Annotated in this window: 15 protein-coding genes; all 15 read left to right on the top strand. The window is 43.3% G+C overall.

The window, feature by feature from the left end; translation table 11 throughout:
• The first annotated feature begins 34 nt into the window (after window positions 1–34).
• The 15 genes from UNITIG_RS04405 to UNITIG_RS04330 all read left to right on the top strand — a co-directional run bounded on the left by UNITIG_RS04405 (window position 35) and on the right by UNITIG_RS04330 (window position 15,443).
• Window positions 35–778, top strand: coding sequence for a GNAT family N-acetyltransferase (locus tag UNITIG_RS04405; protein ID WP_159931087.1), 744 nt, complete (start codon window positions 35–37; stop codon window positions 776–778).
• A 218-nt stretch (window positions 779–996) separates the two neighbouring features.
• Window positions 997–2,139: a hypothetical protein gene (locus UNITIG_RS04400; protein ID WP_101757293.1), complete on the top strand. Its 1,143-nt coding sequence runs from the start codon at window positions 997–999 to the stop codon at window positions 2,137–2,139.
• Window positions 2,132–2,560: an ASCH domain-containing protein gene (locus tag UNITIG_RS04395; protein WP_159931086.1), complete on the top strand. Its 429-nt coding sequence runs from the start codon at window positions 2,132–2,134 to the stop codon at window positions 2,558–2,560. The genes UNITIG_RS04400 and UNITIG_RS04395 overlap by 8 nt, the downstream gene beginning before the upstream one ends.
• Window positions 2,561–3,178: 618 nt before the next feature.
• On the top strand, window positions 3,179–4,561 hold the full coding sequence (locus UNITIG_RS04385) for a radical SAM protein (RefSeq protein WP_101757290.1): 1,383 nt from the start codon (window positions 3,179–3,181) through the stop codon (window positions 4,559–4,561).
• A complete protein-coding gene (locus tag UNITIG_RS04380; RefSeq protein WP_159931085.1) occupies window positions 4,558–5,163 on the top strand; it encodes a 3'-5' exonuclease in 606 nt (201 codons plus the stop codon). The genes UNITIG_RS04385 and UNITIG_RS04380 overlap by 4 nt, the downstream gene beginning before the upstream one ends.
• A complete protein-coding gene (locus UNITIG_RS04375; RefSeq protein ID WP_101757288.1) occupies window positions 5,163–5,738 on the top strand; it encodes an AAA family ATPase in 576 nt (191 codons plus the stop codon). The genes UNITIG_RS04380 and UNITIG_RS04375 overlap by 1 nt, the downstream gene beginning before the upstream one ends.
• Window positions 5,739–5,861: 123 nt before the next feature.
• Window positions 5,862–9,389, top strand: a complete 3,528-nt coding sequence (locus UNITIG_RS04370) for a DEAD/DEAH box helicase (protein ID WP_101757287.1) — start codon at window positions 5,862–5,864, stop codon at window positions 9,387–9,389.
• 63 nt (window positions 9,390–9,452) lie between these two features.
• The gene (locus UNITIG_RS04365) at window positions 9,453–10,772 is read left to right on the top strand and encodes a hypothetical protein (RefSeq protein ID WP_101757286.1); all 1,320 of its coding nucleotides are present in this window, start codon (window positions 9,453–9,455) and stop codon (window positions 10,770–10,772) included.
• A gap of 331 nt (window positions 10,773–11,103) precedes the next feature.
• Window positions 11,104–12,306, top strand: coding sequence for a hypothetical protein (locus tag UNITIG_RS04360; RefSeq protein WP_145999087.1), 1,203 nt, complete (start codon window positions 11,104–11,106; stop codon window positions 12,304–12,306).
• A 269-nt stretch (window positions 12,307–12,575) separates the two neighbouring features.
• Window positions 12,576–12,866, top strand: a complete 291-nt coding sequence (locus UNITIG_RS04355; RefSeq protein ID WP_101757284.1) for an RAQPRD family integrative conjugative element protein — start codon at window positions 12,576–12,578, stop codon at window positions 12,864–12,866.
• Window positions 12,866–13,105 (top strand): DUF3262 family protein, encoded by a 240-nt coding sequence (locus tag UNITIG_RS25460; RefSeq protein WP_101757283.1) that lies wholly within the window; start codon window positions 12,866–12,868, stop codon window positions 13,103–13,105. Before UNITIG_RS04355 ends, UNITIG_RS25460 begins: the two co-directional genes overlap by 1 nt.
• A gap of 55 nt (window positions 13,106–13,160) precedes the next feature.
• A complete protein-coding gene (locus UNITIG_RS04345) occupies window positions 13,161–13,535 on the top strand; it encodes a TIGR03745 family integrating conjugative element membrane protein (RefSeq protein ID WP_101757282.1) in 375 nt (124 codons plus the stop codon).
• Between the two features lie 3 nt (window positions 13,536–13,538).
• Complete coding sequence (locus tag UNITIG_RS24055) at window positions 13,539–13,898, top strand: DUF3487 family protein (protein WP_235015261.1); 360 nt, start codon at window positions 13,539–13,541, stop codon at window positions 13,896–13,898.
• A gap of 4 nt (window positions 13,899–13,902) precedes the next feature.
• Window positions 13,903–14,589 carry a PFL_4703 family integrating conjugative element protein gene (locus tag UNITIG_RS04335; protein ID WP_101757281.1) on the top strand — a complete coding sequence of 229 codons (687 nt, stop codon included), beginning with the start codon at window positions 13,903–13,905 and terminating at the stop codon, window positions 14,587–14,589.
• Window positions 14,586–15,443, top strand: coding sequence for a TIGR03749 family integrating conjugative element protein (locus tag UNITIG_RS04330; RefSeq protein ID WP_101757280.1), 858 nt, complete (start codon window positions 14,586–14,588; stop codon window positions 15,441–15,443). The genes UNITIG_RS04335 and UNITIG_RS04330 overlap by 4 nt, the downstream gene beginning before the upstream one ends.
• Window positions 15,444–15,445 lie beyond the last annotated feature (2 nt).

Genomic DNA, 15,445 nt, shown 5'->3' with positions numbered 1-15,445 from the left:
TATACATCATATATTAGGGGTTAGCTCACGCAGTATGCCAAAAGAATTAGTAGATAACTCGTTAGCACCCTGTAGCTTTAGTGTAAGTGCAGACTCATCTATTGAGGAGCATTTTGAGGCTGCTATTGATTTATGGAAGGTAAATAGAGCAACTCTAGGGCTATTTCCTCGCGGTGCATTTGAAGATCATGCACGAAAAAACCTAATTTTATACCTCTTAGATAGGAGTGAAGTTAAGGGGTACCTTTTATACAGGGTGGCTCGGCAGCGTGTAGCAATTTCCCACCTTTGTGTTTCAGGTGAAATTCGAGGAAAAGGTGGTGCGCGAATTCTATTCGAGGCTCTTAGGCAGCATGCCGATGATGGACACTGTAAAGGTATTGAGGTTCGTTGCAGGAGTGATTATGAGATCAGTAGAATGTGGCCTAGCCTTGGTTTTGAGCATGCTGGGCACATGCAAGGTAAGGCCAAAGGGGGATCAGAGCTAACTATTTGGTATTTTAAATTTGATATACCAGATTTCTTTTATGAAATGATGCCTAGACATGATGATGACAGCCTTACTTGGGCGGTCATTGATGCCAATATTGTGTTTAAGATGAGTGATCCAGAAAAGGCTGAAAATGAAGAGGCTTTAGCATTAATATCGGACGCGATGACACCATATGTAAGGTATTTTGTCACACCTGAAATATTTGTTGAAACAGAAAGAAAAAAGAACCCCAAAGAAAAAAAGTCAGTAATTCTCAGGCAAAAAAGTTTGAAAAAATTGAAATAAAAAGAACTGCTTTTGAGAACTATCGCAACAAGCTTTTTCCTTTATGGGGTGATAATTTAAAGGATAGAGATCGATCTGATCTGCATCATATTGCCTATTCAGCGGCAGCTGGATTTCAATACTTTATAACTCTGGATACTGGCATTTTAGCTAGAGCAGATGAAATCTATGAGGTTTGTAATATTTCAGCTCTTCGTCCTGTAGAGTTCATCACTCAATTGGATCAAATCGAAAATCTAGAAAAATATACCCCCCGTTCAATTTCTCGTACAAGGTATCATGTTCATTGCCCCTCAAGTGAAGAGGTCACTTCCATTGCGGAGCATTTTTGCCTTCCTTCTCACGGGGAAAAGAGGAAGGTTCTAGAAGCAAAAATACGAACTGCGATAGCAAACCCTAATCAATATAAAGCATTATTGGTATCTAGTGATGATGATCAAAAGGCAGTCTTTTTATGCTTTAAAAAGGCAGGCGGTGAACTTTCAATAGATGTTATGCGGCATGCTGGTGATGTAACATCGAAGACTATAGCTCAAAATTTTGCATGGGCAGAAATATTTTCTCATGCTGATGGGGGAGTGTCTTTGATTAAATATACCGATGACTATTCCTCTTTCCAAAATGATGATCTTTTTCAGACTAACGGTTTTATTAAATCGGACAATGGTTGGGTTAGGTTTTCAGCTAATATCATATGTAATTTAGCAACGGCAAAAGATAAGGTTAGCCAGTTCTCCTCTGGTTTGGCCGAAATAAATGACCATGCTAGAAATAGTTTATCCTCCTTTTTGCAAGCAGAGGATAACGCAGCCCTCTATGAAGAAGCTTTTTGGCCTTTGAAAGTTACTGACGGTAATGTTCCAACTTACTTGATACCGATCAGGCCTGTTTGGGCTCTCCACCTGTTTGATGAGGGGCTTGCTGAAAAAGAACTCTGGGGTGCTGATCCCACCAAGCATTTTAATATTGAAAACGTGTATTATAGATCCCCCAAGCGGTTTAGTATGGTTTCAGGAGCTAGAATTCTATGGTACGTAAGTAGCCATGGCGCAAATAAAGTGAGCGAAATTCGTGCTTGCTCAAGGCTTATATCTTCTGAAACTGATACTGCTAAAAGGTTATTCAGAAAATATAAAAGACTTGGTATCTATGAATGGAGTAACTTAATGGAAATCACTAAAAATGATCCAGATGGAGAGGTGATGGCTATGAGGTTTTACCAAACGGAGTACTTTAAGAACCCCGTTGAGCTAGAAGATTTCCAAAAATATGGCATCAACGGCGCACCTATAAGTCCCAAGAATACTACGAATGAGCAATTTATAAATCTTTACACTGACGGAATGAATAAAAGTGGATAATAAAGCTGTACTTTTTTCGATTAAACCAAAATATGTATCTCTTATTTCAGCAGGAGAAAAAAAATATGAGTTAAGAAGGAAATGTCCTAAGGTTAGTGCCGGAGATTTAGCTTTGGTTTATGAATCGAGTCCTACCATGTGTTTAGTTGGAGCTTTTGTTATTGGTGATATTATTCAAGGAAAGCCAGCATCACTTTGGAGGAAAGTCGGAGCACAGTCAGGCGTTAGTCGGCAGGAGTTTTTAGAGTACTTTAATGGGTGTGATATGGCATCAGCTATAGAGATTTCACAATACTGGAACTTGGATCAGCAAGTTCCATTGAAGCAATTAAGATCCAAAAACAAGATTGAACCACCTCAAAGCTATCGATATTTATGCCAAGCTATAACTGGACAGCTACTTACTCAGGGAGCTGGGTGAAAATTTTTAAATTTTCTGAATGGTAAGAATGAGAAGACTATACGTAATTGGTTAAGAGTTCGATCTCTATTACAATTTGGAAGCAGGACATGATCATTTTGATTCGTTTATCAGAAAGAATTACCAAGGTATATATGATCAGTTGGTCGAATATTACGGGCCCCCTAGCGTCAAACGAGATTTTTTATGGCCGGATTATTGAAAATAATCTATTCCTCTTGGATGCTTCCAGTGATTATTTAGCCAATCTAGGCTCAGCTCCTTACTTTTGACGCTGATGAAAGGAAATCACACAAAACCACTTTAGTAGCACTTCGGCTCAGCGAAAAAGATATTAAGCTGATTCAAGTTAAGGATTTTTCTATAGCAAACTGAAATTTGATACGTTGAATGAATATCCGCTATTGGCGTTAAAAGACACCCACGCGTCCTGTGCCTTTTAGTCTCAATGAGGTAAAGTTTAACTAGCTTCCCGAAATCCAGTTTTTGGGTGTTAGGCTGCGTGAAGATATACCGCCATTTTAGTGTTGAGTGAAGTAGCTGCTCACTAATGGAATTTAACATCAAGCTGGGAGGTAGAGCGACATTCTCTCAGCTTTCTATGGAATCGATGCTACCATGAAAAAAATTTATTTCGCTCATAACACATGCCTCAATTCCTCCTACGATCTCAATGTTCTACGGACTGGCCTAGATCAAGAAGGTCTTGAAATAGTCTCGCGGCCAGAGGACGCGGACGAAATAATTTATTCCGGTTGCTCTGTACGTAGCCGCTGGGTGGACGACGCCATTATTCAAATTAATGAGGCTAGCAAGCGCGCTCCTCAAGCGAAAATTCATGTCACCGGCTGCATCGCAAATACAAGCGCAGCCATGGTACTCAGCAAAACTTCAATTCCAGGCCTGACCTTCAGCACGATGCCCGAGATTCTCAGCAGTTACACCCACCTCCAGTTTTCTGAGGTCGATCAGCTGCTATCTCAAAACTCAAGCGTCAGATTTGAAAACAACGACTCTGATGGTCTCCAGAATCTTCGTCAACGCGTAGGAGCCTCTAAGGCATCTATCGTTGCCGATCTGCAAGAAGTTGATCGTCTCCATGGGAGCCATGCAGAGCGTTTCTATCGACAGACAACCAAAGGGTTTGTGTTTTACGATGAACAAGACCCGTGCGAAATGATCACGGTTACGCGGAGCTGTCTCTACAAATGCACCTTCTGCAGTATTCCTCAGGGACGTGGCAAGTTTGAGTCGGTCCCATTATCTAACATTGTTGAAAAGGCTAGAAAAGCGGTAGAACAGGGAAAACACCACATTGTTTTGATTGGCGACGAGATCGGTAACTATCACGCGCCAGATTCCCTGGCACGTTTTCCCGAGCTTGTAGAGAGTCTGCTCGCCCTCGATCCTGCTTTAACAATCTCGGTTAGGTACATAGAGCCTAAGCCCTTCCTGAGGTTCTCCAAAAGGATTCTTCAGTGGAGCATAGATGGCAGAATCCGGCTTCTATATATATCAATTCAGAGCGGTTCTGAGCGCATTCTTAAAGCGATGAACCGTGGCTATGACTTAGCTCGACTAACCAATGTATTGAAAGATCTCCGTCAAAACTCTCCTGTCGTTTTGTACGGAAACTGGCTTATTGGCTTTCCGGGCGAAGAGCGCGGTGATTTTCTGGAAACTTTATCGCTTGTGAAGGAGCTCGAATTTCACATTAACGTTGCTATTCCCTTCTCACCGCGCGAAAACACCCCCGCGTTTGAAATGCCTAGCCAACTGGACGAGCGCACTATGAATGAGCGTGTTAGTGCGTTGACCAATATAATTGCGAATATGAAGGCTTCAGCTATGGAGTCGTTTTTGAGTTTCCTCGATACAACATCGCAAGAACTGATTATCGATCGAATCAGGCGAGCCGAATGTGAGCAGTACGTGGACGACCAGCAAGTATCTGAGCCGCGCCGAGCATCTTCTCACCTGATCGAGGTTCGGCAGCTGTGAGTAACGCGTCTTGGACCGACTGCCGTTTTGTTGTAGTAGACGTGGAGGGCAATGGACAGGTTCCTCAGGAGATCATTGAACTCGCCATCGTGCCTGTCTCTGACGGGAAAATAGGTCGCCCATGCTCTTGGCTTATACGGCCCAAGAGATCGGTGACTGAGCGTGCTATTCAGATTCATGGTATTTCTAATAGCGATCTAGTGGGATGTCCCTCTCACAAGGAGGTGGCGAACGAAATAAGAATAGTTCTAGGTAAAAGTGTTGTGGTGGGGCATAACGTGAGTGTAGATACTCAACTAATGAGAAATCAGTTCGGTGAGTGGTCTCCAATAGCAATTCTCGATACATTGAGGCTTGCAAAGTATGTCCGGCCTGGGCTGGGCAGCTATTCGCTAGACGCACTGATAAGTGCGTATAACCTAAAAATAGATCCATCAAATCGCCATCGAGCAAGTGGCGATGCGCAGATTACGGCGGCGCTTTTTCTGGTGTTAGTTTCGGAGATGGACAAAGACTCTCAGCTTGATCTGCTCGCTTTGTCTCAAATCGCAGGGAGTTCAGACGATCCCTTTATTAAATCTCAACAAGGGAGCCTCTTCTGATGGCTTATTTTTTAGGAATTGCCGGTACTCACTCAACTGGTAAATCAACCTTCATTGAAACGGTCGAAAACCAAGCGAAGGCTATAGGAATATCAGTCATTCGAATTAGCGATACAGCGACCAAATGCCAAGCGGCTGGATTTCCTATTTTGGAGAACCATACCTTCGAGAGCACCTTGTGGATTATTGTCTCCGTAATCAAGGCTGAGTTAGAAGCAGAGCTGAGCGCAGATCTGGTTCTGGTTGATCGGCCCGTGCTCGATGCCCTCGGATATTTAGAGGCTGCTCTAAAGGCTACTGAGCGAAGCCTTACTAGCGAAGAGCGGAGTTATTTATATGATTTAGTAAAAAATCACTCGAAGCGCTATGCGTTACTACTAAAAACCACATTAGACGAATCAATTCCTGTCGGAGGAGGACGTGACGCCAACATGGTGTTTCGACGCGATGCCAGTCTAGAGATAGATCATGTATTCAATCATCTTGACGTTCCGTATCTAGACCCGAATGCAAATATCACTCAAAATCGCATTCAAAGAATCTTTGAGAAGATTTGCGCTAAGAAGGAGATATAATCCGATTACTCGGAGATGAGGATCTTGCGGAGCAGCTTCGTATATACGTTTAGCGTATATGAAGACTGGCTCCGCTTCCCCATCATGTGGTGTAGATAGATCAGCGTACTTGGGTAGATCCATATGGAAAACCGAAAATATTTCAAGCACAAGATCACCGAACTCGAAGACGTTTACGCAAAGGCCGGAGGCGATTGCGCTACCCTTGAGGAGCTTGAGGAAGAGCTGGCGCATCGATCAACGCAGCGCGCAAAAAAGTTACTGATAAATGTTCAAAATAGCTTGAATAGAGATGACTGCCAGTTAGAAGATGGAGAAAATTCGGCCTCCGAAGGAGCTGAACTGATTTCTCGGTCATCTGCCTCTATTGCAGTTAAAGCCCCTTCTAATGGTATCAATAGCGATGAAGCTATTAATTGGGATGAGCTGCTATCAACGAGCGCAGATGTGTTATCCAATTTCGGGGGTGAGGCGCTAAAGGAAAAACACCTTGATGATCAGCCTGGCGATATACTAGACACATGGACGGCTCTTGAAGCACTTTCTCCTCAATCCTATAAAAATCCCAAAGACCTTGTTGTAGGAAAAGGTTCAGTAGCCTATTTAAAAGCAGGCCAGGAGCCGTGGCTTAATGACGAAAAATCTATTCCTAAAAACAATCTTTATTATCTTGTTTACCTGGGCGCAGTTGATCTTGAAAAAGCGACAACTCAGTTACTGAGCATTTATCAGGATAAGCGCATCGAGCGTCCACAAGTTAAGGGGTTGGCCGCGCTCGGCGTCATATTGCTTGATAAGCATGGCGTTCCCGTTCCCGATACTGGGTTGGCAATTTCAAGCTTTGGCTGGGCTTATATGATGGCTATGAAAGGCAAGCTGAGCGAGCTTAAATACTGGGAGGTTGCAGAAAAGGCCCTTACCGAAGGGCTGGATAAAATAATTTATCGGCAAAATGAAGAGGGTCAGGTTTTACCTTTTACGTTACAAAAAGCTAGGCAGGCCTTTGACTGGCTTTCTAGTAATTATGAGCTTCCCATAGACGAAAGCGTAGCGCCTTCATTTGCTATTCGTCTATATCAACCTTTCAGTAGAGGTGAACCTGATGCGCCGCTTCTGAACAGCTTCTTTCTGGATGATTTACAGCGTGCCAAGCAGGCGGTTGGTACGGGAAAAAGCGGTGAAGCGCTTTCTTGCTATCTTGGAATTAAAAAACCTGAAGTTAAATATGATGTGCTTCAAGATAAAGCACATATTGAAAAAGCTCTAGAGCCCCGAAATATGCCGTTATCCCGCTGGCCGAGTAAGGGGCGTCATTCACTTGTATTGCTTCAGCAAGCAGCGGTTAATCTGGCAGTGAAAGAATTATGGAGCGATGGGTTATTTTCGGTGAATGGGCCACCGGGTACGGGTAAAACAACTCTTTTGCGCGACATAATTGCTGCTGTTCTTGTTAAGAGAGCCAGAGCTTTATTCGAGTTCAAAGATGCAGAAGATGCCTTTGAGCATGCCGGAAAAATGAAGCTCGGGAACAGCTTTGTTCATCTCTATAAGCTTGATGGCTCGCTTCGTGGTCATGAAGTTCTTGTGGCCTCGTCTAACAATAAGGCTGTTGAAAATGTCAGCAAAGAGCTGCCACGCAAATCACAGATAGCTGAAGACATTGAAGAGCTGAATTATTTTAAAACCCTTAGTGATGAATTAGCAGGTGACGGAGAAGATACAGAGACATGGGGGATTATTGCGGCGGTTTTAGGAAATTCAAAAAACCGGAGTGCCTTCATCAATAAGGCATGGTGGGATGATAACTCTGCGTTGCAAAAGTACTTTAAATACATCACGGGACAGCTGAACTTCGAAGTGGATGAAGATGGTGAAGACATCATTCCTAGAATTATCGAGGAGTGTGACCCGCCTAAAAGCTTGAATGAAGCTAAGGCTCGATGGGACAAAGCGCGACAAGAATTTAGTTTGGCGCTAGAGGCTGCTGAAAATGTGACCGGCTTAGCACAAAATGCATACGAGAATTATCATGTCGCTAGCGAACTCAAAATACAAATTATTGGCAATCGATCAAAGCAATCAGAATTAGAAAAAAGTATCAGTCTAGCTAAGTCGGAAAGTGATCAGCTTAAAACCGTTTTTCTGAAAAAGGATGCGGAACTAAAAACACAACAGGATAAGGAAAGTCTCTCTTTGTCCAAAAAGCCTGGATTCTTTAAGCGCCTTTTCGCTCGATCTCAATGGCATTCGTGGAAATCCGATCACCAACTCATCTTGTCGAAACTTGTTGAGTTTCGACAAGAATATGATAATGGGGTCAAGAGCTTGAATGTGTCTGATCATAAGATCAAAAATCTGGAAACAGAAATTATCAAGCGTAAATCTCAGGAGAAAGTGCTTGAAGAAGAGTTGAAAGCCTCTCTTGGCGAGCTGAAAAAGGCTTCAGCCGTATGTGATGGAAAGCTTGTAACGCCTGATTTATGGCTATTGAATCATGAAGAGCAGCAGATATTCACGCCTAATTTTACCGATAAAGCACAGCGCTTAAGAGATGATGTATTTATTTCAGCTATAAAGCTGCATAAAGCCTTTATTGATGCATCCGGTAAAAAACTTCGCCAAAACATGGCTGCCTATTTTGCATGCTTGGGGGGAAGACCCTTACCTCAGGATAAACAGCATTTACTTCCGCACCTATGGTCGAGCGCATTTATGGTGGTCCCTGTCATGTCAACGACATTTGCGTCAGTGGGGCGAATGATGAAAGGTTTACCGAAAGAAAGTCTTGGATGGTTACTCATTGATGAGGCTGGACAGGCCTCACCCCAAGAAGCTGTAGGTGCAATCTATAGAGCCAAACGCGTCATTAGCGTGGGAGATCCATTGCAAATTGAGCCTATTGTGACACTGCCCTCTTCTATTGTTGAAGGTATTTCAAAGCATTTAGGGGTTAATCCAGACGAATGGGCGGCTCCTGATGCTTCCGTTCAAACACTTTCTGATAACAGTAATATTTACGGCACGACTATCCCAAGAGATTTAAGTGAAATCAGGATCGGAACGCCGCTTCTAGTGCATCGACGCTGTGAAGATCCCATGTTTTCGATATCTAATAAACTCGCTTATTCCGGTTTAATGGTTCATGCGACGGCTTTTAAGGATTCAGAAATTACGAAGTTGTTCGGCAGTCAAACGTCATGGATAGATGTGCGGGGTAGTGCGGAAGAAAAATGGTGTCCCGAAGAAGGAGAGCGTGTATGCGGCATGCTCCTCAAAGCCAGCGAGTATTTTTCGGGTGACCCCGATATATTTGTGATTACCCCGTTCCGGATTGTAGCCGAACGAATGAGACGACGCATGGAGCAGGAAAAAGGACGGCTGTTGAGCTTCGGAATTATCGATCCCGATAAATGGATTGGTAATAATATAGGGACCGTGCACACATTTCAGGGAAAAGAGGCAAAAGCTGTTATTCTTTTGTTAGGTGCGCCTAGCCCGATGCAGAATGGAGCCAGAAACTGGGCAACAAGTAATGTCAATTTGCTCAACGTAGCAGTGTCCAGAGCTAAACAGAATTTTTACGTTGTCGGCAACAAAGAACTATGGGGCGGCCTTGGTAATATGAAGCTGGTTTCTCAGAGCATTGCATGAAAAAAGTTGCCCATCTAATGTCCGCTTATGGCCGGATTTAAATAACGGAGATTCGCATCGAATATGGATTTATTGTCAAACCGAGAAATTGCCATTATTTTTTGGTTGATCGTTTTAATTGGATTCCTCTATAGAAAAAACGCGTTCGAAAGCGCCTCATCAATTCTATCTTCTAGTGCCAATATTTTTCTATCACCTCAAATATTGGTGCCGTTTTTCCTAATGGTGTTGTATTTCTGCTCTATGATTTTTGCCTTGTGGGAGATGGGGGTTTGGGAATCTAATTATTTAAAAAACACGTTGTTTTGGTTTTTCTTTGTTGGTCTGTCTACTTTATTTCGTATGAATAAAATTGCTGATCAGAAAAATTATTTTTCTGACGCACTGAAAGTTAACGTGAAGATAATCTTCTTCATAGAGATCGTTATTAATTTTTATGGCCTACCGCTCTATATGGAATTTATCTTTGTGCCAGTTACTGCCCTTTTGGGGGCCATGTTGGCAATGGCTGAGGGTGATGAGAAGAACAAGGCTGCTGTGAGCTTTATTCTTTATCTTATGGGCTTTATGGGCTTATTAGTTACTGCATATGCTTTTTATCAACTGATCTTTGATACAGGAGAGTTCTTTAGTGCGGCCACACTGGCGGATGTTATATTGCCCATTGCGCTTTCTACACTGTTCTTGCCCTTTGTTTTTGTATTGAGGTTGTATATTCGCTATCAGCGAGCTTTTATTGGCCTAAAGACGACCATTTCAAAAACATGGCTACGATGGTATGCCAAAACCTTAGCAATGTTATTCTTTAGGTTTGATGTGGATTTATTAGATCGATGGAAAAATTCAGTTATTCGTTGCGATACCAAATCGATTAAAGAGCTTCACTTTTCATTATTTGGGATGAAAAAGTTAGCCAAATATGAAATGAACCCTGATAGAGTTAATTTTGCTGTCGGCTGGTCTCCTTATGAAGCCAAAGACTTTCTTGTATCGGATGGGCTTAAAACTGGTTATTACACCGATTTAGGAAATGATGAATGGTTTGCATCTTCTAATTTAGTAGAACTTGAAGGTGGCATAATGCCGAATAATATCGCCTACTATATAGATGGTAATAGCCATGCGGCAAAATGTTTAAAATTGTGCCTTAATATGAATGAGCCTACGTCAGCAAGCTCTGCTCATAATGAACTTGCTTGGCTAGCTCGTCGACTATACAAGGAGGCCGTCGGGTCAGAGCTACCTGAGGAGTACGAGAAAGCGGTTATTGCTGGTGATACAAAATTTGGAGATATTAAAAGTAGAAATATTGAGGTTTCTCGTGAGGAGTGGCCTTCAGGTAATGGGTATAGCCTTCGTTTTGAAGTTAGTACTGAGAAATAGAAGGGGGTATTGCCGAAATGCTCCCTGAACTTAGGTGCATTATTTTTCATTGTTATACTTGCCAAAAATGTCCGATTTTCGCCGTTTGCCGTGATACAGAGGCGTTTTCCCCGTAGGTGAAAACTAACCGCTCCAATCGGGAGAAACCGGAGCGACTATGGAGGCAACAAAGTGGTTGATAGTCTTCGGTGAAATACATTGCAATACTACCAGTTAACCCTATAGGAATTAGAGGTTTAAAAGTGGTTCATACTAAGTCTGAAAAATATCTGAAATGATTAGACGCTACAAAAAATCAATAAATAAAGCTTCTTACATGCTGCATGACCTCATGCAAAGCCCTGACAATCTTGATTTGTTATTAGATTTGCAGCGTTTTCTAATATCCAAAATTAGGCAATGCGAAAAACGTATTCGAATTAACAAACAAACATTATCAGAATCAGAGAAGGTTAGGAAATACAATCGAGTTGAAAAGTCCGAATCTATAAGACTTAAAGCGTTATCTAAAAAATTAAAAAAAACGATAAATGAATATAAGCACCTTATCTTTATCTGGCAGTGTTTCGGTGATGGGATAGCCAATATATATTTCTCCAAATACGACTTGAAAAACCTCTTCTACAACACCGAAGATTATTCACCTAAAGAATCAGCTGGATTTTTATCAGGAAAAGAAGGTTTCAAGCTTGAATGGAGTGTTGTTAAGAAATCCATAAAGGTGGGTATGCCTTGTGTTCTGTGCGATATTACAAACGTTATTCGTCATGGAGATGTATGTGCTCCTATCGATGGAACCCCCTTTCCCGTTGAGATTAAAAGTAGCAAGGCCAGTAGTTCCAGAAAGGACAGGCAGATTCAAAGCCTGAAGTCTATAGGTGCCTTTTTTGAAAATGATGGGGCTGAGGAGTTTAGAGGGGTAAAGAATGTAATTCGTGCTTCGTTTGGCGAAGTAGAAGTAAATTATTTTGATGAATTGAACGAAGCTATAAAAAAATCACAAAAAGACAAGCTTGGTATTGTTTCGCCCGAAGAAGGGTTACATTACATTGCTATTTCAGGGAGCAACATAGACTACGAAAGCTTCATGAATGAAATTGTTACATGTACAACAATTGTTTGGCTTTTAAATCCTGCAAAAACAGAAAATGCTTGGATTCCTTACTACCCATTTACCCTTTCGATAAACCCAGAATATTTATATTCCTTCATAGAGGGGGGTATTTACTTGGTTGTTGTTATTGACCTAAAGCATTTCAAAAAATACTGCGCTGACTCTGGAGCCCATGCAACCATACTTAATAACGATGAAGTTTTCGCCAGAATAAGCAAAAATAAGCATGATCTATCTTCAGGGTTTTGGCTTGTCTCCAATCACCTTTTTACGCGTGTAGCTTTCGAGTTTCAATCACTAAAATGGTTTTCTGCACACTGCTCATCCAGTCTTGGCTTGGAGGTTGAGCACAAATCTTTAGACCTAAGAGAAGTTCCAAAAGAATGGCTGGTTGACGGTGATTGGCTGGACGAACAATAAACGATTGAAGTTTAGGTTAGAGGCGAATAATTGCCCCGATCTCACCAAAATATGATGTGGACAGAGTCGAAGAATTGAATGTCCGCTTGGCCGTCTTCTGCCAAAGTGAATTTCCAGAAAATTACATTTGGTGCACTGTGGCTGCCAGAAGTAATTGGCTAATACCTATTCATAAAATCCATATAATTAATTTCCTTCCCCTTAGAAAGCTTTCCCATACCCCAAGATTAAAATTTCCATGATCATTACCTCAACAAAGGATAATGATTATGCGAACCCCAGTAATTTCCTCCTTAATCCTTGCGCTACTGTCAGCGCCCACATACGCCATCACGGATCAAGAGCGTTCCGTTCTACAGCGCCTGAATACTGAGCTGGGAACCGTCACCAAAATTATTGATGAAGCCCAGCAGGCCGCCAATCAGCGCGATCGCAGACAGATCGATTACCAACGTTTGAGCGACGACCTGCAAAAAATCCAACAAGGTATTTTGGATGCTATTAACAGTGAGCGACGTGAGCCACGGTCATTACCACCCGTAGACGGAAATTACCGCTAATGGCGGTCTCTGCTTCTCAAGAGGCTGCATTCATTGGGGCGACGCTGGGCGTACCCATGGGTAGCTTCAGCTTAACTATTTTACTGATTTTTTATTCGGTGCTTTATATCTGGGTCGCTTGGGTCATCGTGACTCAATGGAAGGCCTGGTCACACCGAAAAATAAATTTCTATGACTTTCTGATTCGATCAGTCCGCTCAATTTTACTAACCCTCGTTCTTGGCTTCCTACTGCGATAGCGCTGACGAAAAACATACTACGCAAAACTTTTAACGCAAAAAAGCGAGGAAGACTATGAACCCTACAATGCACGAATCTACTTCTAAGCAGAAGCGATACATCACTTCTTTTTCAATATTCTGGCTATGGCTGGTTTCAATATCCGCCCAGGCACAATTACCTACCCCGGTCGATCCGACGAGCGGCGCACCAAACGGTAACTATTTAGCGTTTATGCAGGGATGGTCCGGTGACGCCATCGACTACATAGCTCTGGTAATTTCAGGGGCGGGTTTTCTATGGGTTGGTTGGATTTTGTTATCCAAATTCAACGAAGCACGTAGTTCAAATGATCCTGATTGGGGCTCTGTAGGTTTGACCGCTGTGATCGCTGGTGTGCTGCTGGCTATCGTGTCCTTCTTCCTGAACGAAGCTGTAGGAATCATTTAAGACATGGATTTTCAGCAGGAAATCAATGAGCTGTTGCCCCTGAGGTTGAATGCGGAACCTTCAATTTTCAGGGGTTGCTCGCTTTCGGAGTTGATGCTGCTGGTCACGGTGGGCGGTATCGTCCTAGTGCCTGGCAGTGTGATTGTGTGCGGACTATTTGGTTATCTGATGATGGGTGTCGGCATCGGCTTGCTGTTGGTGATTGCCTGGGTTGTTATTGGTGCAACAGCCTTGCAAAAGCTCAAGCGGGCAGGCCGCTGGGTTTTTATCAGTTGCGATTGCGTCTATGGCTCGAAGACCTCCATCTGTTGCGTTCTCCGTTTATACGACAAAGCCAGATTTGGGATCTTGGCCGGAGAGTAAAGCGATGAAAATCTCCCCACTTTTTAGAAACAATCAGGCGCGCCAACGGCTATTAGCCACCTGTGATCATATTCGTACCTTACGTATCGCGGTGATATGCCTGGTCATTTCGGTGGTTGCTCTCTGGTGGCGTAATGGCGTCTTACAGGATACGCGGCGACTTTATATTCCGCCCGACATGACTCAGGGCATGGTTACCCATTTTGATGAAGTGCCTGCACCACTGGTTTATACCTTTGCGTATTACATTTTCCAGCAGTTAAACCGCTGGCCAAGTGACGGCGAAAAAGATTACCCCAAACAGATATATGCACTGCAAGGTTTTTTGACGCCAGGATGCCGGTCAGCATTGCAAGCGGATATGAATGCCAAACAGGGCTTGGGTGAACTGCGCCAGCGGGTTCGCTCTGTGCAGGAAATTCTGGGGCAGTCTTATACCCGTCAACGTGTTGAGATTGAAACGGGTAGTGCCTGGAAAACCTGGCTGGATGTCAATCTCGTGGAGTCGATTGGTGGCCACCCGGTTAAGGATGTCTTGCTGCGTTATCCCTTGCGTATCGTTCGTTTTGACGTTGACAAAGAAATCAATCCCTGGGGTTTGGCATTGGCTTGCAATGAAGCGATGCGTCCAGTGCTTCTACAAAAGGATGAGCTTGGAAAGCCCTTCCAGCGACCAAGAGGTGAATTATGAAAGGCTATGCTCATTGGTCGTTTGGTCGATGGCTGTTTAGTGTTGCGTTAGGCTTGGTCGTTGTTACGGCAACAGCGGATACACCGGAACGCGTACTGTGGGAAAAACGCCCCATCAATGTTCAGCTGCAAATTGGCCATGAACGACTTATTCATTTTCCCGATGAGATACGTTATTGGCTACCCGATAGTATTAAGCACAAAGTTTCGGTGCTCGCGGCTAACGGTGTTTTATATATCAATGCGAAAGAGCCTTTTACGCGTAGCCGTATCCGTGTGCAGGGATTAAGCAATCAGCAGATTTTCTTGCTGGATGTAATGGCAGGGGAGGTCGACACCGTTGGTGATGAACTGATAGTGATAACACAGAAAAGCGTTAGGAATCTTAGTAAGGAAAGTACTTCGCACAAATCCACGGAAGACTGGCGCATTCGGCTAACGCGTTATGCGGCGCAGCAACTGTATGCGCCGGAGCGCTTAGCGGGTGGCGATAGTGCCATTAAACGTATTGCGCTTGAATTATCGACCCCTGTTCCATTGATTCGCGGCGGGCTGGTGGAAACAATGCCGATAACGTCATGGCAGGGGAATGGGTTGACGGTGACAGCCGTCAAAATGCGTAACCTTTCTATGCAATCACTACAGTTGGGGTTTGACCAATCCAGCGCGCTACCTTTTCTAAATCTCAATGACCGCCTTAGAGGAGATTGGTTGACGGCGACACTACAGCATAGCGATTTGGGTTTGGCTGGCAGTGAAACTGATACCACGACCTTGTATCTGGTTTCAGATCAATCCTTTCTCGAAAGCTTGAAACTGACGCCCTTAAACTCAAAACAAAGTAGTGGGGAGTAGGG

Origin of the sequence: Oceanicoccus sp. KOV_DT_Chl (assembly GCF_900120175.1) — a bacterium.
GTDB lineage: Bacteria > Pseudomonadota > Gammaproteobacteria > Pseudomonadales > Dasaniaceae > Oceanicoccus.
This window is presented reverse-complemented; position numbering and strand designations above follow the sequence as displayed.

Coding starts and splice junctions, on each gene's coding strand:
- UNITIG_RS04365 (WP_101757286.1), top strand. CDS start 9,453: ATGGATTTATTGTCAAACCGAGAAATTGCCATTATTTTTTGGTTGATC.
- UNITIG_RS04330 (WP_101757280.1), top strand. CDS start 14,586: ATGAAAGGCTATGCTCATTGGTCGTTTGGTCGATGGCTGTTTAGTGTT.
- UNITIG_RS04335 (WP_101757281.1), top strand. CDS start 13,903: ATGAAAATCTCCCCACTTTTTAGAAACAATCAGGCGCGCCAACGGCTA.
- UNITIG_RS04355 (WP_101757284.1), top strand. CDS start 12,576: ATGCGAACCCCAGTAATTTCCTCCTTAATCCTTGCGCTACTGTCAGCG.
- UNITIG_RS04385 (WP_101757290.1), top strand. CDS start 3,179: ATGAAAAAAATTTATTTCGCTCATAACACATGCCTCAATTCCTCCTAC.
- UNITIG_RS24055 (WP_235015261.1), top strand. CDS start 13,539: ATGGATTTTCAGCAGGAAATCAATGAGCTGTTGCCCCTGAGGTTGAAT.
- UNITIG_RS04345 (WP_101757282.1), top strand. CDS start 13,161: ATGAACCCTACAATGCACGAATCTACTTCTAAGCAGAAGCGATACATC.
- UNITIG_RS04360 (WP_145999087.1), top strand. CDS start 11,104: ATGCAAAGCCCTGACAATCTTGATTTGTTATTAGATTTGCAGCGTTTT.
- UNITIG_RS25460 (WP_101757283.1), top strand. CDS start 12,866: ATGGCGGTCTCTGCTTCTCAAGAGGCTGCATTCATTGGGGCGACGCTG.
- UNITIG_RS04405 (WP_159931087.1), top strand. CDS start 35: ATGCCAAAAGAATTAGTAGATAACTCGTTAGCACCCTGTAGCTTTAGT.
- UNITIG_RS04375 (WP_101757288.1), top strand. CDS start 5,163: ATGGCTTATTTTTTAGGAATTGCCGGTACTCACTCAACTGGTAAATCA.
- UNITIG_RS04370 (WP_101757287.1), top strand. CDS start 5,862: ATGGAAAACCGAAAATATTTCAAGCACAAGATCACCGAACTCGAAGAC.